This is a genomic window from Vogesella lacus, assembly GCF_979366295.1.
The window spans coordinates 25,971-45,278 of the sequence record NZ_CEETQT010000001.1 but is presented as its reverse complement, the minus strand read 5'-3'; the positions used below and the strand labels follow the sequence as shown (position 1 = coordinate 45,278).

Sequence of the window (19,308 nt, the reverse complement as noted above, 5' to 3'; positions counted from 1 at the left end):
TCAATCTAAATGGCATCGCCATGATAGTGCCGAAATGGCAGGTTCAAGCCCGGACGCAAGCCAGTTAAAATGGCGTTTTGCATTTCAGGTAAGGCCAATGCGCATCCTGCACACCTCCGACTGGCATCTGGGCCAGCATTTCATGGGAAAGAACCGCCACGCCGAGCATGAGGCACTGATCAGCTGGCTGCTGGCCGAGGTAGAGCGTCAGCAAATCGACGCGGTCATTATCGCCGGCGATGTGTTCGATACCGGAGCGCCGCCCAGCTATGCACGCGAGCTTTACCACCGCTTGGTATTGGGTCTGCGCAATCTGTCGGTGTCGCTGCTGATCCTCGGTGGCAACCATGATTCGGTCGCCACGCTGGACGAAAGCCGTGCCTTGCTGGCCGAGCTGGGCGTGACGGTGATGCCGGCGCTGTCGGCCACGCCTGAGGACATGGTGGTGTGCCTGAAGCAAAAGGATGGCAGTGCCGGCGCGCTGGTCTGCGCCTTGCCCTTCATCCGTCCGCGCGATGTGCTGCAAAGCCGCGCCGGCGAGAGTGCCGAACAAAAGCAGCAATCGCTGCAACAGGCGATCCAGATGCAATACCAGCTGGTTCATCAGGCAGCGCTGGCACGGCGCGAGGCATCCGGTGTGCGGCTGCCTATCATCGCCACCGGCCACCTGACCACGGTCGGTGCCAGCAGCAGCGAGTCGGTGCGCGAAATTTACGTCGGCAGTCTCGATGCCTTTCCGACCAAGGCCTTTCCGCCGGCCGACTACATCGCGCTTGGCCACATTCACCGCCCGCAAAAAGTCGGCGGTTTCGAACACATCCGTTACTGCGGCTCGCCGATTCCGCTGGGTTTTGATGAGGCTTCGCAGCAAAAGGAAATGCTGCTGGTCGAGGTTAATCAGGATGGCTTGCAGACCGTGACTGCAGTGCCAGTGCCGTGTTTCCAGCATTTACGCAGTGTACGCGGCAATCTTGCCAGTCTCGCCAGCCAGATTCGTGAAGCCGCCAGCCTGGGCCGCGAGCAACAGCCGGTGTGGCTGGAGGTGCTGGTGCAGGAAGACGATTACCTCAGTGATATCCAGAGCCGGGTGCTGGCGCTGTGCGAGGGCTTGCCGGTCGAGGTGCTGCGCCTGCGGCGCGAACGCGGCCAACAAGGCCAGGCAATGGCCTCCACTTTGAATGAAACGCTGGATGAGCTGAGCCCGGACGATGTGTTTGCGCGCCGGCTGGCACTGGAGACGCTGGATGAGGCGAGTCGGGAAGCCCTGCAGCAGCGTTACCGAGAGGTGGTGCAAAGCCTGACGGAGAGCGAAGCATGAAAATCCTGGCATTGCGACTGAAAAACCTGAACTCGCTGCAGGGCGAGTGGACGATAGATTTTCGCGAGGCACCGTTTCGCGATAACGGCCTGTTTGCGATTACCGGCGCCACCGGTGCCGGCAAATCGACCTTGCTCGACGCGATTTGTCTGGCGCTGTATCACGAGACGCCGCGGCTGAAAACGGTGTCGGCCTCGGCCAACGACATCATGAGCCGCCACACTAGCGACTGTCTGGCAGAAGTGACTTTCGAAGTCAAAGGTCAGGTGTACCGCGCCTTCTGGAGCCAGCGCCGCGCACGCGACAAGGTGGACGGCGCACTGCAGGCCCCGCGCGTCGAGCTGGCCGATGGCGACGGCAACATCCTCAGTAGCCAGGTAAACGACAAGCTGCGCCGTATCGCTGCGATTACCGGCCTCGACTTTGGCCGCTTCACCAAGTCCATGCTGCTGGCGCAGGGTGGCTTTGCCGCTTTTCTGAATGCCGGTGCCAACGAACGCGCCGAGCTGCTGGAAGAGCTGACCGGCACCGATATCTACGGCCAGATTTCGGCGCAGGTATTCGAGCGCGCACGCGAGGCGCGACAGCAGGTCGAGCAGCTGCAGGCCCGCGCCGAAGGGATGGCCTTGCTGCCAGCTGACGAACGCGAGGCGATGACGGCGCGGTTGTCGGTGTTGCAAGCAGAGTTGGCTGCACAGCAGGCCGGCACGCAAGCGGTGCGCGAGCAGTGGCAGTGGCGGCAGCGGCTGGATGAGGCCGGCAGCTCCGCGGCGCGCGCCGAGACCAGCTTCGCCGGCAGCAGGCAAGCCTGGCAAGCGGCCGAGGCCGAGCGGCAGCAGTTGGCCGTCAGCCTGCCGGCAGAGCTGATCCTGCCGCAATGGCAGGTCTGGCAGCAAAGCCACAAGGCGCTGGCGCAGCGAGTTGCGGCCAGAGAGGACAGCCAGGCCGCCGTGCAGGCGCAAACCAGTGCTTACCATCAGCAGCTAAGCCGTGTCTGGGCAGCCGCCAAAGCGCGATTCACATCGGCGCAGCAGGACGAGGCCGCAGCAGCCCGCGCATTGCAAAGCCTGCAACACTGGCTGGCGCAAAACAGCCAGCTTGCCACGCTGGGCGATCAGCTGGGTGAATGGAAAGTGCGCCTCAAAAACTGGCGCGCGGGGCAGCAGGCGCTGGATAGCCAACAGCAGAAAGTCGGCTCGCAACAAGCAATCGCCCAACAGACGCAGCAAGCGCTTGCCACTATCGCCGCGCAGCTGCCAGCAGCGATTGCTACCCGCGAACAAAGCCAGAACAGGCAACACGCGGCGAAGCAGGCGCTGGATACCTGCCTTGGAGGCGAGAGTCTGGCCGCGCTGCGCACGATCAGCCAGCAGGCCCGGCAGCAGGCGCAATCGCGTCAGCAGCTGTGGCAGCTGGCCTTGCCGCTGGCGCAGCTCAAGACCGAGGAAGACGCGCTGCAGCGGCAGCTTGCGGCCAACCTTGCCGACTTGCCAGGCATGGAGCAAACGCTGGCTGACTTGCTGCGTCAGCACCGCGAGCTCAAGAGCCAGCTCGACGACAAGCGCAAGCTGTTGCAGCAAGAGCAGCTGATTCGCAGCCTGAGCGAGCATCGCGCGGCCTTGCAGCCTGGCGAAGCGTGCCCGCTGTGCGGCAGTCATGAGCATCCGGCGATTGCCGATTATCAGGCACTCGATAGCGATGCGACGGCAGCGGCGCTGGCTGAAAAAGAGAAAGCACTGGAGGCACTGACCGCTACCGGCCAGGCCGCTCGTGCGCAACAGGCCCGGTTGCAAGCCATCATCGGGCAGCAACAGCAGCAGCTGTCCTCACTGACTGACCGCTTTACCCGTGAGCTGGCGGCGTGGCAGCAAGCCGCAGAGGAATGTGCTGCCAACAGCGATTGGCAGGATGCAGCGGCGCTGCAGCAAGACTGGCAGCAGGCGCAGCAGCTGGCCGACGCCAGCCAGCAGCGACTGCAAAACGCTGAAGATCTGGCGCAACAGGTCTCCGTGGCCAGTGAGGCAGACCATACCGCCGTGCGTCGCTGCGAAGCCTTGCAGGCGCAGCAGCAATTGCAGCAGCAGGCGCTGGATAGCGCCCAAATCGCGTTGCAGGAAATACAGCGAGAGGCGCAAGCGCTGGCCAGCAAGCAGCTGGCCGACTGGCAAGGCTTGCAGCAAGATCTGGCTTTGGCCGGCTGGCAGGATGGGGAGTCAGCCGAAGAGTGGTTGGCCGCAAGAAGCCAGGACTATCAGGCGTGGACGCAAAAAAATGCGCAGCTGCCTGATGTCATGCTTGCACAGGAACGGGCGGCACAGCGCCTGAGCGAGGCGCAGCAAAGCCTTGCGCAGTGGCAGGCCAGGGGCGAGGGCGAGCAGCTGGCTACGCCGGCAGCCTTGGCGCTTGAGGATTTTGCGGCAGCGCAAATGCAGCTGACTGCCAGTCACGAATCCCTGCTGCAACTGGGCGCGCAGCTGGAACAGCACACGCAGGAGTGGCAAACGGCCAGCGCGGCAGCCGAGGCCGCAGCCAAAATCTGGCAAGACAGCCTGGCCGCCAGCGAGTTTGCCGACGTGGCCGCTTGGCAGCAGGCCTTGCTGACTCCTGAGCACAAGGCCGCGCTGCAGCAGCAGTTGCAGGACTTGCAGCAGCAATTGGCGCGGGACGAGGCCTTGCAGCAAAGTACGGCGGCGACGCTGGCCGGTTTGCAGGCGCAAGCGCTGAGTCCGCTCGGTGCTGAGGCACTGGCGACGCAGTTGGCCGCACTGGAAAGCACGGTGCAAAGCTTGCAGCACGAGCATGGCGGCTTGCAGGCGCGCTTGGCCGATGATGCCGAGCGCAGCCGGCAACAGCAGGATTTGCTGGCGGCGATGGCGCGGCAGAGCGCCGATGCAGATATCTGGCAGCGCTTGAACAGCCTGATCGGCTCGAAAGAGGGCGACAAATTCCGCCGTTTTGCCCAAGGCCTGACGCTGGATCATCTGATCCACCTTGCCAACCGCCATTTGCTGCGGCTGCATGGCCGTTACCAGTTGCAGCGCAAGGCCGGTGGCGAACTGGAGCTGGCGATTGTCGATACCTGGCAGGCCGATGCCAGTCGTGACACGCGCACGCTGTCCGGTGGCGAGAGCTTCCTCGTCAGCCTTGCGCTGGCGCTGGCGCTGTCCGATCTGGTCAGCCACAAGACCTCGATCGACTCGCTATTTCTGGATGAAGGCTTTGGCACGCTGGATGCCGACACGCTGGAGGTGGCGCTGGATGCGCTGGATGCGCTGAACGCCAGCGGCAAGAGCATAGGTGTGATCAGCCATGTCGAGGCGTTGAAACAGCGCATCCCGGTGCAGATCGTGGTGAAAAAAGGCAGCGGCCTCGGCTGCTCGACGTTGCAGGTACATGGCTGAACCAGGCTTGCGGCCAACCTTGGCTGACAAGGTTGGCCGCAAGGGTGTCAGCTGTCGCTGTCGGGCGACATGGCCGGGTAGTACCAGTTGCTGCCGCAGGCCTCGGCCCACAGGCAGTCGCCCAGATCGTAATGCCACCATTCTTCGTGGTAATTGCTGAAGCCGGCCGCCTGCATCACGCCAAACAGCAGGCGGCGATGCTGGCGCACCTGCAGCCAGCGCGTGGGGCTGAAGCGGCTGTCGGTGCCGGCGTCCTGCTCGAAGTAATCGGTCTGCGAGGCGGCTTCGGCAGCGTCAAAAGCCGTGCCGAAATCCAGCAGCTCGCCACTGTCCAGCCGGAAGATTGCCATATCGACCGCGCCGCCGGACAGATGCGGCATTACTGGAAAACGGCCGGCATCGTGCGGGTGGGCAACGAATTTGCGCGTCTCAGCCAGGAGCTGCGCTTCGCTCCACGCCGGATGCTGTGTGCGCAAGCCGGCGGCAATCTGGCTGAACAGTGCAGCCTGGGTGTCGCGGCTGCGCCAGCCATCAAACAGCCACAGGCCAAGATTGGCCGGCAGCAGCTGCAAGGCGGCTTGCAATTGTTGCGCGACGGCGGCACGCAGATAGATTTGCGGCCGCGTGCCGGCATGGCCGTCGCGGTAGTAGCGATTGTCGAGATAAAGCCGTGGCGTGGCGGCAAGGGCAACAGCCGCGCTGCCGGCTTGCAATGCAGCCAAGGTTTGTGCGTTGAGCAGGGGTGGCGTGTGGCGGATGGCAGGCCAGTCGGTAATGGTGTGCATGATGGCTTCGGGGTGTGGAATGAAGCCATCATAACGCAGCGACCGTGCTTACAGCCGGGTGATGATGCTGCCGGCCGGCAGGCGTGATTTGGGCAACGTGGCATTGAAATCGCTGTCGCTGCGCCGGCCGATGGCCACGATGACCGAAGGCAGCAGGCCCTTGTCACGCAGACCCAGCGCTTCGCTCAGCGCTTGCTGGTCAAAGCCTTCGATCGGGCAGGCATCCAGCCCCATGGCCGCCACGCCCAGCAGCAGGGTGCCGACGGCGAGATAAGTCTGTTTTTCCATCCAGTGCGCGGCATCGCGCAGCTCATAGCGGTGCATATTGACGAAGTAGCTGCGACCGCGATGCTGGCCGGCCTTGGCTTCGGCGTTGGCAAAGCGTCCGTCGTGCTGTTCTTGCTCAAGCACGGTGGCCAGATGGTTGTCATCGATGCTGGCGCGGGTGCAGAACACTACGACCTGTGCGGCATTCAGTACTTTGGCTTCGTTGAAGCTGTAAAACCCTTGCGTTGCCTTGGCGATGGTTTCCTTGCCGGCCGCGCTGCCTGCGACAAAGAAGTGCCAGGGCTGGGCATTGGTGGACGAAGGGCTGAAGCGCAGCAGGGTCTCGATGTCGGCTGCCTGCGTGGCGCTGAGGCTGAATGTCGGGTCAAAGGCCTTGGTGGTGTAACGGGTCTGGATGATGTCGGCGATGTTCATGGTGGCTCCTTGGGGCTAGTGAGCGCATGGTGCCATCGAATATTTTTTTGATAAACAGCGTATTATTTGCAGGACTATCAAAGGAAATTTGATGATGAAATCCCTGCAAGCCCTCGAGATTGTGGTGAGAACGGCCGAAAACGGCAGCCTGACGGCTACCGCACATTCACTCGGCCTGACGCCGGCTGCCGCCAGTGCCGCGCTGAAACGGCTGGAGGCGGAGCTGGGCTGCCGGCTGTTTGTGCGCTCGACCCGCAGCATGCGGCTGAGCACGCAGGGCGAGCAGTTTTTGCCGCAGGCACAGCAGATGCTGGCCCTGTGGGCGGGGGCGCAGCAGGCGGTGCAGGGGCAGGAGGTATTGCAGGGCTTGCTGCAGCTGTCCTTGCCGTCGGACCTCGGGCGCGAGGTGCTGTTGCCGTGGTTGGGCGAATTCATGCAGCAGCATCCGCAACTGACCTTGCGTCTGCAGGTGGCAGACCGGCTGGCCGATGTCTATCGCCAGCCGGTTGATCTGGCGATTCGTTATGGCACGCCCACCGATTCGGCGCTGATTGCCTTGCCGCTGGTGCCGGACAACCGCCGCGTGCTGTGTGCCTCGCCCGCTTATCTGGCGCGGCGAGCTTGGCCGCAACAGCCGCAGGATCTGCGCGGGCATGACTGCCTTGCCTATATGCTGGGCGACAGCCTGCATCAGCGCTGGCATTTCAGCCGGGATGGTCGCGAGGAAAGCGTGCTGCTGGATGGCCGGCTGATGGTGGATGACGGCCATGTGGTGCGGCGCTGGGCGCTGGCCGGCGAGGGCATAGCCTACAAGTCGGCGCTGGATGTGGCCGATGATCTGCAAGCCGGCCGGCTGGTGCAGCTATGTACGGGCTGGCTGGGCGAGCCGGCGCCCCTGTACCTGATTTGCGCCGATCGGCGGGCGGCGGGCACCTTGGCGCAGCTGCTGCGCGGTTTTCTGCAGCCACGGCTACTGGCGCGCTGGCAGCAGGTCAAAGCCTTGCTGGCGGCAAACTAACAAGGCTGCTCGTTTTCAGGCATCGCGCCACTGGCGGTAAGTGGCCGCCTGGCCGTGGTAGTGGCCAGCCTCATCAAGCAGATTCCACACCGTGACGTCTTCAATCCAGAAGCGGCGGCCATCGGCGGCAATGCGCAGGCCGCGATAGCCCTCGGCAAAACCCTGATTCTGCACTTGCGCTAGCAGCGCGGCGCGTTCTTCGCGATTAGGCGCTTCGGCCGACAGCCGCGATTCGAGACGGGTGAAATCAGCCCAGTCATAGCCAAAGCATTGCTGCGCACAGCGATTGGCGTAGATGAATACCGGGCTGGCCGCCGTGTCATGCGCGAGGACGCAGAACGGTGCCTGCTGATACAGCCAGTGCATGGCGTCGGCTTCCGGCAGCGAAGCATCCAGCAGCGGGCGGCCAAGCAGGCGCTGGTAGCTGCTGCACAGCAGCCGGAAAAAAGCCGGGTCCTGAAAGCGGGGCAGCGGGCTGGTCTGGGCAGGATTCATCGTGGTGACTCGCAAGGTGGCTGGCCTGACAGTGTAGGGCCAGCCACCTCGCCATCGCAAAAACAAGTGTTTTACAGCGCGACCTCAGCCTCAGACGCGGCCACGGTGGCGCGTGGCTTGATGCGGGTGGCAATCAGCACGCCAAGCAGCAATAGTGTGATGCCGGCACACGTCAGCAGGCCCGGAAACTCGCCGCGCAAGATGAAGGCGTAAATCAGTGCGGCCAGGGTTTCGAATACGATCAGCTGGCCGGCCAGCGCGGTTGGCAGGCGCTGACTGGCTTCGTTCCAGCACAGGGTGCCCAGCCAGGAGGCCAGCAGGCCGATGGCCAGCATCAGGCTGACAAAGACCAGCGGACGCGGCCCCAGCGGCAGATCGAAAGCCGGGTTGGCCGCAGACTGCCAACCGATAAACAGCAGATAACCGAACACGGCCAGCGGCAGTGTGGCAACACCCTGGGCGGTGGCCCAGCTGCGCGGATTGTGATCAGGGTGGCTGCGCAGCCACTGGGCATTATTGAGCGGATACCACGTCCAGCACACCACAGCGCCGATGGCCAGCAAGGCGCCGCCGGCGTGCTGCATCAGCGCACCATGACCCTGGGTGGCGAGGCTGCCAAGCTCGGCCTGATTGACACAGGCAATGCCGGCAGCAATCAGGGTCAGCGGCAGCAAGAGCTGACGCCACGGCAGCTGCCCATCTCTTTGCTGGTACAACAGGTTGGCCGCAATGGCGATGACTACCGGCAGGGTGCCGATGATCATGGTGGGTAGCGGTGCGCCGGCGCGCTGGATGGCGCTGGCCAGAAACAGGTAGTACAAGAGATTGCCGATGGCGGCGAGTTTGAGCGCCAGCCACCAGTCTTTTTTCTGCAGGCGCGACAGCTCGCGCCGGTCAAACCAGGCCAGCGGCAGCGCCAGCAGGCCAAACGCCAGATAACGGCCAACCGACTGCAAGGCGGCCGGATAATCGGGCAACAGCAAAGGTGATACAAAGACCAGCCCCCACAACAGGCCGGCGGCCAGCGCGAACAACACTCCACTCAACATCATGCTTGCTCCTTGACGATGGAGGCAGCATGCCAGCAGTGACGGGGCGAGGCTTGTACCAGATTGCGCTTTTGCGCGGTCAGGCGCGCAATTGCTGCTGGTAGCGTGCGGGGCTGACGCCGTAGCGCTTGCTGAAGGCGCGGCTCAGATGGGCCTGATCGCTGAGGCCACAGTCCGCCGCCACCTGGGCGGGGCGAGCACCGGCGGCCAGTGCCTGCTTGGCACGATGCAGGCGCAGCGCCATCAGCATCTGCTGTGGCGTGACATGGAACTGCGCCTTGAAACTGCGCAAGAAGTGAAAGCGGCTGAGGCCGGCGATGGCGGCGAGCTCTTCCAGCTGCAGCCGTTCGGCCAGATGGCTGTGCATATAGTCGATGACGCGCTCAAAGCGCTGGCGGCCTTCGGCCAGTTGCTGTGGCCGTTGGCTCGCCAGCGGCTGAACCAGGCTGGCCAGTTCCAGCAACAGGCAGTCGCTGGCGAGGCTGTCCGGCCCGGCCCACAGCGTGGCCAGAATGCGGCCCAGCGCATGGCTGCGCTGCGGGTCATGGCAGACAGCCTCGTCAAACCACCAACCGGATTCGCCGCTGATTTCAGCCAGCAGGGCCGGCTCGAGGTAAATCATCTGGTAATGCCAGCCGCCGTCGGTCTCGGCGCGGCCGGTGTGCAGGGCGTCAGGATTCATCAGTACGATGCTGCCGGGTGCGGCCAGATGGTCGCTACCACCACAGCGAAAGCGCTCGACGCCGCTGGCTATCGCGCCAAAGCCATAGGCCTCGTGGGTGTGCGGTTCGAAAGCATGATGCACGATGTGGGCGCGATACAGCTCGGCACCGGCGTGCTCGCCCAGCTGGCGAAACTCGGCACGGTCACTTTGCGAGGAGAACTGCAGCGGCACGCCTTGCATCTGGCTGCTTTACGGCGCTTCGCTGGCGGCGAGGGCTTTTTCGATACGGCGGGCAAACACGGTCATTTCCTTGGCGGCCTGCACATCGCCCTTGCTGTTGGCGATGGCGATGCCGGCCTGATAAGTCTCGAGTGCAGCCTGTTGCTCGCCGCATTCTGCCTGAGCCTTGCCCAGCAGCTTCCAGGCGGCAGAGAAGTCGCGCTGGCGTTCCAGCGCATCACGTGCAAAGGCGGCGACCTTGGCCCAGTCGCCCGTGCGGGCGTATTCGTTGGCAATGCCAAAGCGCAGCAGGGCGCTGTCGCGCGGGCTATCCAGCAATTTCAGCAGTTGTTCCAGCATGGCGAGGTATCCGGTGGGGTGATGCCGAAAGGGTGCAGCAAACTGCACCGGCCGGCAACCCTGCTGTCATTGTGGTTGGCCGCAAGGGCTTATTCGGCCGGCTTGCCCTGACGGCGCAGCAAACGGCTGTGGTCGATGATGTTGGCCGCACGGGCGCGCAGTTGGCCGCAGCCGCCATCCACATCCTGGCCGGCCGAATCACGAATCTTGGTCAGCACGCCGCCATCATGCAGATAGCGCTTGATCCACTGCACGCGCTCGGCAGTCGGACGCTGGTAATGATCGCCCTCGACACTGTTGTAAGGAATGATATTGAGGATGCCGTACTTGCCCTTCAGCAGCGCCAGTACTGAGTCCAGCTCTTCTTGTGTGTCGTTGATGCCGGCCAGCAGTGCCCACTGGTACTGGATGGGGTAGCCGGTCTGCCGGGCGTATTCTTCGCCCAGTGCTACCAGCTCTTGCGGGCTGTAGCGTGGCGCGCGCGGCAATAGCTCGGCGCGCAAGTCGGCACGGGTGGTGTGCAGCGACAGCGCCAGCGCCGGCTTGACGCGGCCTTGCGGCAGACGCTCGAACACGCGCGGGTCGCCCACGGTCGAGAACACCAGATTCTTGTGACCGATATTGCCGTCGGTGCCGAGGATCTCGATTGCCTCCAGTACATTGTCCAGATTGTGCGCCGGCTCGCCCATGCCCATGAACACTACTTTTTTCACCGGGCGCAGGCGTCGCGCCAGCGCCACCTGGGCGGCGATTTCGGCACTGCCCAGCTGCCGCAGCAGGCCGCTCTTGCCGGTCATGCAGAAGGTACAGCCGACGGCACAGCCCACCTGGCTGGAGACACACAGGCCGTCGCGCGGCAGCAGCACGCTTTCGACGGTCTGTTTGTCGGCCAGCTCGACCAGGAGGCGCAGCGAGCCGTCGGCACCTTCGTGTTGCGACTGGATGCGCGCCAGATTGTCGATCTGGGCGGCGATAGGCGGCAGGCCTTCGCGCACCGATAGCGGAAAGTAATTCTCGCCTTTCTGGTGGCGGGTGCCGATACCCAGCGGCTGGCCCTTGAGCCAGGCGCGGTTGATGCGGCCAACATGGCAAGGCAGGGCGCCAAGCTGGTAAAGAGACTGGTGAAAATCGCTAATGCGCATGAGAAAACGTCGGTCCGGATGGCACGCAAGGTGCCCGTTGCAATCAGCCGCGTAGGGTAGCGCAAGATGGGCAATGCCGCAGCGCAATTTGCCGCGATCTGGCTATGCTGCAATAGCCGTCACTCATGCGAATGACTTATTGCAATAGTTAATCCATATTGGTGATATTGGAATATATAAGTAGAAGCTATCGCGCCGAACGACTAAGCTGTGTTCATCAACCGCAGCAAGTCAAACGAAGAGGAGCACATATGACTACCGAACAGAAATGCCCGTTTTCCAGTAAAGCGACTGCCCGCACCACTCATGCCAGCCGTGGCAATCGTGACTGGTGGCCAAACCAGCTGAACCTCGGCATCCTGCACCAGCACGCCCCGGCATCCAACCCGATGGATCAGGGTTTTGATTACGCCAGCGAATTTGCCAAGCTCGACTACGCCGCCCTGAAAAACGACCTCAAGGCCTTGATGACCACTTCGCAAGACTGGTGGCCGGCTGACTGGGGCCATTACGGCGGCCTGTTCATCCGTATGTCCTGGCATAGCGCCGGTACTTACCGTACCGCCGATGGCCGTGGCGGTGGCAGTACCGGCAACCAGCGTTTTGCGCCACTGAACAGCTGGCCGGATAACGGCAACCTCGACAAGGCGCGCCGCCTGCTGTGGCCGATCAAGCAAAAATACGGCAACCAGATCTCCTGGGCTGACCTGATGATTCTGGCCGGGAATGTGGCGCTGGAGTCCATGGGCTTCAAGACCTTCGGTTTTGCCGGTGGCCGCGCCGATATCTGGCAGCCGGAAGAAGATATCTACTGGGGTGGCGAGAAAGAATGGCTGGCCACCAGCGACAAGGAAAACAGCCGCTACAGTGGCAGCCGCGAGCTGGACAACCCGCTGGCCGCAGTCCAGATGGGCCTGATCTACGTGAACCCGGAAGGCCCGGACGGCAACCCTGACCCGGTCGCCAGCGGCCGTGATGTGCGCGAAACCTTCGGCCGCATGGCGATGAATGATGAAGAAACCGTGGCACTGGTTGCCGGCGGTCATACCTTCGGCAAGGCACACGGTGCCGGTGATCCGACCCTGGTCGGGCCCGAGCCGGAAGCTGCACCTATGGAAGAAATGGGCCTGGGCTGGATCAACAAGTTGGGCAGCGGCAAGGGCGTGCACACCACCACCAGCGGTATCGAAGGTGCGTGGAAGCCGAACCCGACGACTTGGGACAATGGCTACTTCGACATGCTGTTCGGCTACGAGTGGGAGCTCACCAAGAGCCCGTCCGGCGCTCACCAGTGGGTGGCCAAGGATGTGAAGCCCGAGCACCTGATTCCGGATGCGCACGATCCGAGCAAGAAACATCCGCCGATGATGACCACGGCTGACCTGAGCCTGCGCTTTGACCCGATCTACGAACCGATTTCGCGCCGCTTCCATCAGGACCCGGCAGCCTTCGCCGATGCGTTTGCCCGCGCCTGGTTCAAGCTCACGCACCGTGATCTGGGGCCGAAGTCGCTGTATCTGGGGCCGGAAGTGCCAGCCGAAGAGCTGATCTGGCAAGACCCGGTACCGGCGGTAGACCACGCACTGGTGAATGATGCCGATATCGCGGCTCTGAAAGCCGAAGTACTGGCCAGCGGCCTGAGCATCAGCGAACTGATCTCCACCGCCTGGGCCTCGGCCTCGACTTTCCGCGGCTCGGACAAGCGCGGTGGTGCCAATGGTGGCCGTATCCGCCTGGCACCACAAAAGGACTGGGCAGTCAACCAGCCGGCGCAATTGGCCAAGACGCTGGCCGTGCTCGAGAGCATCCAGCAGCGTTTCAACACCGCCCAGCAAGGTGGCAAGCGCATCTCGCTGGCTGACCTGATCGTGCTGGCCGGTAGTGCCGCGGTCGAGTCTGCCGCTGCCGCCGCCGGATTTGCCCAGAGCGTACCGTTTGCCGCCGGCCGCAGCGATGCCAGCCAGGCGCAGACGGATGTGGAATCGTTTGCCGTGCTTGAGCCGCAGGCCGATGGCTTCCGCAACTACCAGAAGCAGGACTTCCGCGTCGCGGCCGAAGAGTTGCTGCTGGATCGTGCCCAGCTCTTGACTCTCAGCGCTCCGGAAATGACCGTGCTGGTGGGTGGTCTGCGTGTACTGGGTGCCAATCACGACGGCAGCGCAACCGGTGTCTTCACCAGTCTGCCGGGCGTGCTCAGCAATGACTTCTTCGTCAATCTGCTGGACATGTCTACCGTGTGGCAGCCGGTTGCGGCCAACCTCTACGAAGGCCGTGACCGCACTAGCGGCGCAGTCAAGTGGCAGGCCAGCCGTGTCGATCTGGTATTCGGTTCCAACTCGCAACTGCGGGCGCTGGCCGAGGTTTACGCCCAGCACGACGGCAAGGCCAAGCTGGTGCGCGACTTTATCGCCGCCTGGGTGAAGGTGATGAATCTTGACCGTTTCGATCTGAAATAAGCTGTGTAGCTGTAACAAAACCGCCAGTTGCGACTGGCGGTTTTTTCGTTTTTGCGCCAGCGCAAGGCCGGATGTTGCAGTGCAATGCCATTATTTATTGATAAGGCGGCCAACAGTTAATATCACTATTAAAAGAGCCTGATATCTGTCGCAGGCAATAGGAGTCGCTGTGTTGCGTCGTTTTTTGTTCTGGGGCTGGCTGCTGTATGCACTGGCCGGCATCTTGCTGATGAACTGGCAGGCAGTCGTCATGTTCGGGGTAAAACTATGCAGTTAAGAAGGGTGGAATCATGAGTGATGTACTGACCATACAGCAGCGTATCGGCCTGTTGCGTGGCGAGGCTGACAAGGCGCTGGTGATTACCTTGTGGGTATTGTTGCTGGGCTGCTTTTTGCTGGCCGGCTGGTATGGCACCTGGCTTGAGGCCTTGCTGGTTGGCGTGCCGGCCGCTGCGGTGCCGACTGCGCTGATGCGCCTGTCCGCGCCGGGTGCCTTGTATACCCGCTTGTCGGTGGCCGTATCGCTGATGGTGTTTTCGGCGCTGATGATTCATCAGGCGCATGGCATGCTCGAATTCCACTTTGCCATTTTCTGTTTTCTGGCTTTCCTGCTGTATTACCGTGACTGGAAACCCATCGTACTGGCAGCCGGGGTGATTGCCGTGCATCACCTGAGTTTTTATTTCATGCAGCAGAATCAGCTGCCGGTGTTTGCCTATCCGTCTACCGGTAATTTCTGGGTGGTGCTGATTCATGCCGGCTTTGTGGTGGCTGAAACCGGTGTGCTGGTGATGTTTGCCCGCCGCATGCGCAGCGAAACGCTGGAGGCCGCCTCGGTGGCCATGCTGGCCGAGACAATCGGCAAGGGTGATCTGGTAACACGCATCGAGCTGGACGACGAAGAGCACAGTCCGCTGTTTGATACCGTGGTCGATATGCAACGCTCGCTGGCCGAGCTGATCGGTACCGTGGCGCGCGAAACCGCCGCCATCCACGCCCATTGCGGCCAACTGGTGGATCTGTCGCAAACCGTCAAACAGCAGGCCTCGCGCCAGAGCGCGGTGTCGGCGCAGATGCAGGAACGTGCGAGCTGGCTGGCCGACAGCGTGGCCGGCAGCAGCGAAGGTGCGCAGCGTGCAAGCCAGCTCAGCAGCGAAACCGAAACCGTTGCGCGCAAGGGCGGCGACGTGATTGGCCACACCATGGACGAAATGAACCAGATGGTCGGCACCATCCGCGAGACGGCCAAGCAGATCGACGCCCTGGGCGCGGCTACCGATCAGGTGTCCGGCATCGTCAACGTGATTCAGGGCATTGCCGAACAGACGAACCTCCTGGCGCTCAATGCCGCGATCGAGGCGGCGCGTGCCGGCGAGCAGGGCCGCGGTTTTGCCGTGGTGGCGGACGAAGTGCGCAAGCTGGCCGAGCTGACAGCGCGCGAAACCAAGCGCATCCAGGAGGTGATCCAGGGTATCCAGAGCAGCAAGCAGGTGGCGGTCGGCAGCATGAACCAGATGGTCGGCTCGGTAGAGCGCGGTGCGGGGCTGGCCGGCGAAGTCGGCGATTCCATCAGCGCGATTACCGGCTCGGCACGCGAGGCGGCCGGCGTGGTCAGCGTGATTGCCGATGGCCTTTCCAGCCAGTCGCAGGCGGCCGGCGAAATCGGCCAGCAAGTGCGCGAGGTTGCCGATTCGGCGCAGCGCAATGACGAGCTGATGGCCGAGGTGAATCAGCTGGCGGCGGATATTGACGTCACCGTGCAGCGCATCCAGCAGGGCATCAGCCGCTTGCGGGTGTGATATCGCGAGTCTGAAAGCAAAAAGGTTGGCCGCATGCGGCCAACCTTTTTTATTGCGTGCGCTCAGGCTGCGCTGATGCTCAGTCTTCCAGCAGGCCGTCCAGCTTGTGCTTTTTCAGCAGCGCGCTGTATTCGCCGCTTTGCTTGACCTGGTCAATCGCCTTGTTGAAACGCGCTTTCAGCTCGCTATCGCTCTTGCGCAGCGCCACGGCGACGCCTTCACCCAGCAGCTTGTCCTTGCGGCCATCGAAAACCGGGCCGGTAAAGGCAAAGGCCTTGCCATTCGGCGTATCGAGAAAGCCCTTCTGCAGCTGTACGGTGTTGCCGAAAGTGAAGTCGGCGCGGCCGGAGGTCAGCTCCAGCATCGGGTCTTGCGCATTGACATAGCGCTTGATGGTGGCCGCCTTGAAGTACTGCGTCACATAGCTGTCTTGCGGGGTGCCGGTCTGCACGGCGATCACCTTGTCTTTCAGGTCGGCCGACAGCGCCGCGCCCTTGCGGCCAACAAAGCGGTTCTGCATCAGGTAGTAGACCTGGCTGAAATCCACCACCTGGCGGCGCTTGTCGGTGATATTCATCGACGACATGATCGCGTCGTACTTTTTCGCCTGCAGGCCGGGAATCAGGCCGTCCCATGGCTGGTTGACCACTTCACATGGTGTGGCCATTGCCTTGCACACGGCGTAGGCGAAGTCCACCTCAAAGCCGGCAACCTTGCCGGAGGCATCGACATACTCGAACGGCGGGTAGGTCGCGTCGGTAGCGATACGCAGTGGCTCGGCCGCCTGGCTCAGCAGCGGGGACAACAGCAGGGTAGCGAGGGCAAGCTTCAGTCTCATGGGGTTCTCCTTTGGTGCTTTTGTTGTTATTCCGTTTTCAGTGCTGACCGGCATCGTGCCGGCCAGTGCCTGCACGGAATCAGCTGTAAAAACGGCGGTGTTGCAGGGCAGGCAGACGGCTGCGCCAGTCTTGCTGTTGCCCGAAATCCAGGGTGGCGATGGCAATGCCTTCGCCCTCGGTATGGCAGGCCAGTACCTTGCCCCACGGGTCGATAATCATGCTGTGGCCGAAGGTGCGCTTGCCACCGGGGTGGTAGCCGCCCTGGCCGGGAGCCAGCACAAAGGCCAGGTTCTCAACGGCGCGGCTGCGCAGCAGCAATTCCCAGTGCGCCTCGCCTGTGGTGTGGGTAAAGGCAGCGGGCACGCTGATCATCACCGGCGCAGTGCCGCGGCGGTACAGCTCCGGAAAGCGCACATCGTAGCAGACCGACTGGCGCAGGCTGCCCCACGGGGTGTCGGCGCTGCAGATCTGTTCGCCCGGCTGCATGGTATCGGCCTCGGCATAGCGCTCGACACCATTGTCAAAGCCGAACAGGTGAATCTTGTCGTAGCGCGAGACATAGCCGCCGTCCGGGTCAAACAGCAGGCTGCTGTTGAAAAAGCGCGTCGGCTCGCTGCCGGCCAGTGGCAGGGTGCCGGCCAGCAGCCACACGTGGTGGCGGCGGGCAAGGGCGGCCATGCGCTGTTGCAGGGGGCCGCAGCCAAAAGGCTCGGCCAGTGCCAGCCGTGCCGATTCATCGGCCGGCATCAGGTAAAAATACTCGGGCAGGGCAATCAGGCGTGCGCCGCGTTCGGCAGCCTCGGCCACCAGTGCTTCAGCACGGGCAAGGTTGGCCGCAAGGTCATCGCCGGACACCATCTGCACCACGGCGGCGGTCAGGGTTTGGGTCATCGCCTCTCCTTTCACAGCTGGCACAGGCGCGCCGCGCCAGCCAGCAAGGTGGCATCGTCCTTGGCAAAGGACAGGCGAATCAGCTGCTGGTCGGTGCCATCACGGTAGAAGGCCGACACTGGAATGGTGGCGACGCCGTGTTCGGTAATCAGACGCTGCACAAACTGGCTGTCGCTCTCGTCCGACAGATGGCCGAAGCTTGCCAGCATGAAGAAGCTGCCCTTGCTTGGCAGCAGCTTGAGCGGCGAGGCGATCAGTGCCTCGCACAGCAGATCGCGCTTTTGCTGGTAAAACGCGGCCAGGCCCAGATAATGCTCCGGCTCGGCCATCAGCCGGGCCAGTGCGTATTGCATCGGGGTGTCGGCGGCAAACATCGCAAACTGGTGCACCTTGCGGATTTCATCCATCAGTGCGGCGGGTGCCAGGCAGTAGCCGACGCGCCAGCCGGTTACGTGGAAGGTCTTGCCAAACGAGGTCACCACCACTGCGCGCTCGGCCAGCGCCGGATAGCGGCTCATGCTGTGATGCAGCTCGCCGTCAAACGTCACGTGCTCGTAGACTTCGTCCGACAGGATGATGATGCCGGTGCCGGCGGTCAGTGCGGCCAACCTTGCAGCGTCGGCTGCGCTCAGCACCGTGCCGGTCGGGTTGTGCGGGGTGTTCAGCAGGATCATGCGCGTGCGCGGCGTGATGCTGGTGGCGACTTCATCCCACGGAATCGCAAAGTCGGGGGCATTCAGTTTGATGCTGACGGCCTTGGCACCTTGCAGCTCTATCATCGGGATGTAACTGTCAAAGGCCGGCTCGAACACGATGACTTCGTCACCCTCGTGCACCAGGGCGGTAATCGCCGAGAACAGTGCCTCGCTGGCGCTGGCCATCACCGTGATTTCTTCATCCACATCGTAACGCTGGCCGTACAGTGCCTCGACCTTGGCTGCAATCGCCTCGCGCAGTGCCGGCAGGCCGGACATCGGCGCGTACTGGTTGTGGCCGGCCTGCATCGCCTCGTGGGCATAGCGCACCAATGCCTCGCTGCAGGCAAAATTCGGCGCGCCCTGCGACAGGTTGATGGCCTGATGGCGTGCAGACAACTGGCCGATGACGGTGAAAATGGTGGTGCCGACATTCGGCAGTTTGGACTGGGGCAGGATAGGGGTTTGCATCTTGTTATCACGCTGTCGCTGTTGTGTGTTGCCATTCAACGCGATTGTGACTTGTGCGACAAACGAATTATTGGCATGTTATGACTGAGAAAAATTCAGTCTTGAGGCGAAGCCATGCTGCACAAAAATCTGCCCCTGTATGCGTTGACGGTGTTTGAAGCTGCCGCGCGGCACCAGAGCTTCACCCTCGCCGCCAAAGAGCTGTGCCTGACGCAGGGTGCGGTCAGCAAACAGGTGGCGCTGCTGGAGTCGCATCTGGCTTATCCGCTGTTTTTGCGCTTTGCCCGCAGCCTGAGGCTGACGCCGCGCGGCGAGATGCTGCACGGCTATGTGCAGCGCGCCTTTGGCATGTTGCAGCAGGGGCTGGATGCCACCGCGATGCTGAGCACGCCGGTCAATATCAAGGCACCCAGCTGCGTGGTGCGCTGGTTGCTGGCGGCCTTGCGCGACTTTAACGAGCAGCATCCGGATATCCCGATCCAGCTCAGCAGCAGCCACGATCACGACATCGATTTTGCCAAGGAAGATTTTGACCTGGCCGTGGTTTACAAGCCGGCCGCCTTGCTTGGCGGCAGCGAGGCGCTGCTGTTTGCCGAGCTGTTGACGCCGGTGATTTCGCCAGAGCTGCTGGTGCGCAATGGCCATGCCTTGCACAGTGCCGCCGACCTCGCCAACTTCCCCTTGCTGCATCCTTCGCTAGACAAACGCGACTGGCGGCAGTGGCTGGCGCAGCGCCAGGAAAGCAGTGTCGACTACCGCCGCGGCACGGTGTTCGACACGCTGGATCAGGCGATGCAGGCGGCGGTACTGGGCTTTGGCGTAACACTGGCCGACATCACCTTGCTGAAAGACGAAATCGCCGGCGGCCGCGTGCTGACGCCGCTGGGGCCGCCGTTCGCCAACGGCTTTGCCTATGGTCTCGCTACGCGGCCGGATTGTCCGCCCGGCGTGCTGGTGGTGCAGCGCTGGCTATTACAGCGTGCCGGCCATCAACCGGGCTAGGG

At 62.8% G+C, this 19,308-nt stretch carries 16 protein-coding genes; 6 read left to right on the top strand and 10 right to left on the bottom strand.

Features of this window, described 5'->3' with window-relative positions; genetic code table 11:
- The first annotated feature begins 97 nt into the window (after positions 1 to 97).
- A complete protein-coding gene (sbcD, locus tag ACZ9W6_RS00205) occupies positions 98 to 1,318 on the top strand; it encodes an exonuclease subunit SbcD (protein WP_465189028.1) in 1,221 nt (406 codons plus the stop codon).
- Positions 1,315 to 4,719 (top strand): AAA family ATPase, encoded by a 3,405-nt coding sequence (locus ACZ9W6_RS00200; protein WP_465189027.1) that lies wholly within the window; start codon positions 1,315 to 1,317, stop codon positions 4,717 to 4,719. The genes sbcD and ACZ9W6_RS00200 overlap by 4 nt, the downstream gene beginning before the upstream one ends.
- A gap of 47 nt (positions 4,720 to 4,766) precedes the next feature.
- On the opposite strand, the gene ACZ9W6_RS00195 is transcribed toward ACZ9W6_RS00200, so the two are convergent.
- A complete protein-coding gene (locus ACZ9W6_RS00195; protein WP_465189025.1) occupies positions 4,767 to 5,504 on the bottom strand; it encodes a M15 family metallopeptidase in 738 nt (245 codons plus the stop codon).
- A gap of 48 nt (positions 5,505 to 5,552) precedes the next feature.
- Positions 5,553 to 6,206 (bottom strand): oxygen-insensitive NAD(P)H nitroreductase, encoded by a 654-nt coding sequence (gene nfsB / locus ACZ9W6_RS00190; RefSeq protein WP_465189024.1) that lies wholly within the window; start codon positions 6,204 to 6,206, stop codon positions 5,553 to 5,555.
- A gap of 91 nt (positions 6,207 to 6,297) precedes the next feature.
- Between nfsB and ACZ9W6_RS00185 the strand changes: the two genes are divergently transcribed.
- Positions 6,298 to 7,224, top strand: a complete 927-nt coding sequence (locus tag ACZ9W6_RS00185; protein ID WP_465189023.1) for a LysR family transcriptional regulator — start codon at positions 6,298 to 6,300, stop codon at positions 7,222 to 7,224.
- Between the two features lie 15 nt (positions 7,225 to 7,239).
- On the opposite strand, the gene ACZ9W6_RS00180 is transcribed toward ACZ9W6_RS00185, so the two are convergent.
- The 5 genes from ACZ9W6_RS00180 to ACZ9W6_RS00160 all read right to left on the bottom strand — a co-directional run bounded on the left by ACZ9W6_RS00180 (position 7,240) and on the right by ACZ9W6_RS00160 (position 11,153).
- Positions 7,240 to 7,719 carry an MEKHLA domain-containing protein gene (locus ACZ9W6_RS00180; protein ID WP_465189022.1) on the bottom strand — a complete coding sequence of 160 codons (480 nt, stop codon included), beginning with the start codon at positions 7,717 to 7,719 and terminating at the stop codon, positions 7,240 to 7,242.
- A 71-nt stretch (positions 7,720 to 7,790) separates the two neighbouring features.
- Positions 7,791 to 8,771 (bottom strand): DMT family transporter, encoded by a 981-nt coding sequence (locus ACZ9W6_RS00175; protein ID WP_465189020.1) that lies wholly within the window; start codon positions 8,769 to 8,771, stop codon positions 7,791 to 7,793.
- A gap of 76 nt (positions 8,772 to 8,847) precedes the next feature.
- Entirely contained in the window at positions 8,848 to 9,672 is an 825-nt protein-coding gene (locus tag ACZ9W6_RS00170) for an AraC family transcriptional regulator (protein ID WP_465189019.1), read from the bottom strand.
- A gap of 9 nt (positions 9,673 to 9,681) precedes the next feature.
- On the bottom strand, positions 9,682 to 10,011 hold the full coding sequence (locus tag ACZ9W6_RS00165; protein WP_465189018.1) for a hypothetical protein: 330 nt from the start codon (positions 10,009 to 10,011) through the stop codon (positions 9,682 to 9,684).
- An 89-nt stretch (positions 10,012 to 10,100) separates the two neighbouring features.
- Complete coding sequence (locus tag ACZ9W6_RS00160) at positions 10,101 to 11,153, bottom strand: RNA methyltransferase (RefSeq protein ID WP_465189016.1); 1,053 nt, start codon at positions 11,151 to 11,153, stop codon at positions 10,101 to 10,103.
- A 251-nt stretch (positions 11,154 to 11,404) separates the two neighbouring features.
- On the opposite strand from ACZ9W6_RS00160, the gene katG reads away from it, so the two are divergent.
- Together katG and ACZ9W6_RS00150 are read left to right on the top strand one after the other, a co-directional pair.
- Positions 11,405 to 13,609, top strand: coding sequence for a catalase/peroxidase HPI (katG, locus tag ACZ9W6_RS00155; protein ID WP_465189015.1), 2,205 nt, complete (start codon positions 11,405 to 11,407; stop codon positions 13,607 to 13,609).
- Between the two features lie 290 nt (positions 13,610 to 13,899).
- On the top strand, positions 13,900 to 15,408 hold the full coding sequence (locus ACZ9W6_RS00150; protein WP_465189014.1) for a methyl-accepting chemotaxis protein: 1,509 nt from the start codon (positions 13,900 to 13,902) through the stop codon (positions 15,406 to 15,408).
- A gap of 79 nt (positions 15,409 to 15,487) precedes the next feature.
- On the opposite strand, the gene ACZ9W6_RS00145 is transcribed toward ACZ9W6_RS00150, so the two are convergent.
- The 3 genes from ACZ9W6_RS00145 to ACZ9W6_RS00135 form a co-directional block, all read right to left on the bottom strand.
- Entirely contained in the window at positions 15,488 to 16,246 is a 759-nt protein-coding gene (locus tag ACZ9W6_RS00145) for a transporter substrate-binding domain-containing protein (RefSeq protein ID WP_465189013.1), read from the bottom strand.
- A 79-nt stretch (positions 16,247 to 16,325) separates the two neighbouring features.
- Entirely contained in the window at positions 16,326 to 17,138 is an 813-nt protein-coding gene (locus tag ACZ9W6_RS00140; protein WP_465189012.1) for a carbon-nitrogen hydrolase family protein, read from the bottom strand.
- 11 nt (positions 17,139 to 17,149) lie between these two features.
- The gene (locus ACZ9W6_RS00135; RefSeq protein ID WP_465189011.1) at positions 17,150 to 18,304 is read right to left on the bottom strand and encodes a methionine aminotransferase; all 1,155 of its coding nucleotides are present in this window, start codon (positions 18,302 to 18,304) and stop codon (positions 17,150 to 17,152) included.
- Between the two features lie 114 nt (positions 18,305 to 18,418).
- Between ACZ9W6_RS00135 and ACZ9W6_RS00130 the strand changes: the two genes are divergently transcribed.
- Complete coding sequence (locus ACZ9W6_RS00130; protein ID WP_465189010.1) at positions 18,419 to 19,306, top strand: LysR substrate-binding domain-containing protein; 888 nt, start codon at positions 18,419 to 18,421, stop codon at positions 19,304 to 19,306.
- The last annotated feature ends 2 nt before the right edge of the window (positions 19,307 to 19,308 follow it).

Excerpts from the sequence above, each read along its gene's own strand:
- sbcD (WP_465189028.1), top strand. The coding sequence starts at position 98 with ATGCGCATCCTGCACACCTCCGACTGGCATCTGGGCCAGCATTTCATG.
- ACZ9W6_RS00200 (WP_465189027.1), top strand. The coding sequence starts at position 1,315 with ATGAAAATCCTGGCATTGCGACTGAAAAACCTGAACTCGCTGCAGGGC.
- ACZ9W6_RS00195 (WP_465189025.1), bottom strand. The coding sequence starts at position 5,504 with ATGCACACCATTACCGACTGGCCTGCCATCCGCCACACGCCACCCCTG.
- nfsB (WP_465189024.1), bottom strand. The coding sequence starts at position 6,206 with ATGAACATCGCCGACATCATCCAGACCCGTTACACCACCAAGGCCTTT.
- ACZ9W6_RS00185 (WP_465189023.1), top strand. The coding sequence starts at position 6,298 with ATGATGAAATCCCTGCAAGCCCTCGAGATTGTGGTGAGAACGGCCGAA.
- ACZ9W6_RS00180 (WP_465189022.1), bottom strand. The coding sequence starts at position 7,719 with ATGAATCCTGCCCAGACCAGCCCGCTGCCCCGCTTTCAGGACCCGGCT.
- ACZ9W6_RS00175 (WP_465189020.1), bottom strand. The coding sequence starts at position 8,771 with ATGATGTTGAGTGGAGTGTTGTTCGCGCTGGCCGCCGGCCTGTTGTGG.
- ACZ9W6_RS00170 (WP_465189019.1), bottom strand. The coding sequence starts at position 9,672 with ATGCAAGGCGTGCCGCTGCAGTTCTCCTCGCAAAGTGACCGTGCCGAG.
- ACZ9W6_RS00165 (WP_465189018.1), bottom strand. The coding sequence starts at position 10,011 with ATGCTGGAACAACTGCTGAAATTGCTGGATAGCCCGCGCGACAGCGCC.
- ACZ9W6_RS00160 (WP_465189016.1), bottom strand. The coding sequence starts at position 11,153 with ATGCGCATTAGCGATTTTCACCAGTCTCTTTACCAGCTTGGCGCCCTG.
- katG (WP_465189015.1), top strand. The coding sequence starts at position 11,405 with ATGACTACCGAACAGAAATGCCCGTTTTCCAGTAAAGCGACTGCCCGC.
- ACZ9W6_RS00150 (WP_465189014.1), top strand. The coding sequence starts at position 13,900 with ATGAGTGATGTACTGACCATACAGCAGCGTATCGGCCTGTTGCGTGGC.
- ACZ9W6_RS00145 (WP_465189013.1), bottom strand. The coding sequence starts at position 16,246 with ATGAGACTGAAGCTTGCCCTCGCTACCCTGCTGTTGTCCCCGCTGCTG.
- ACZ9W6_RS00140 (WP_465189012.1), bottom strand. The coding sequence starts at position 17,138 with ATGACCCAAACCCTGACCGCCGCCGTGGTGCAGATGGTGTCCGGCGAT.
- ACZ9W6_RS00135 (WP_465189011.1), bottom strand. The coding sequence starts at position 18,304 with ATGCAAACCCCTATCCTGCCCCAGTCCAAACTGCCGAATGTCGGCACC.
- ACZ9W6_RS00130 (WP_465189010.1), top strand. The coding sequence starts at position 18,419 with ATGCTGCACAAAAATCTGCCCCTGTATGCGTTGACGGTGTTTGAAGCT.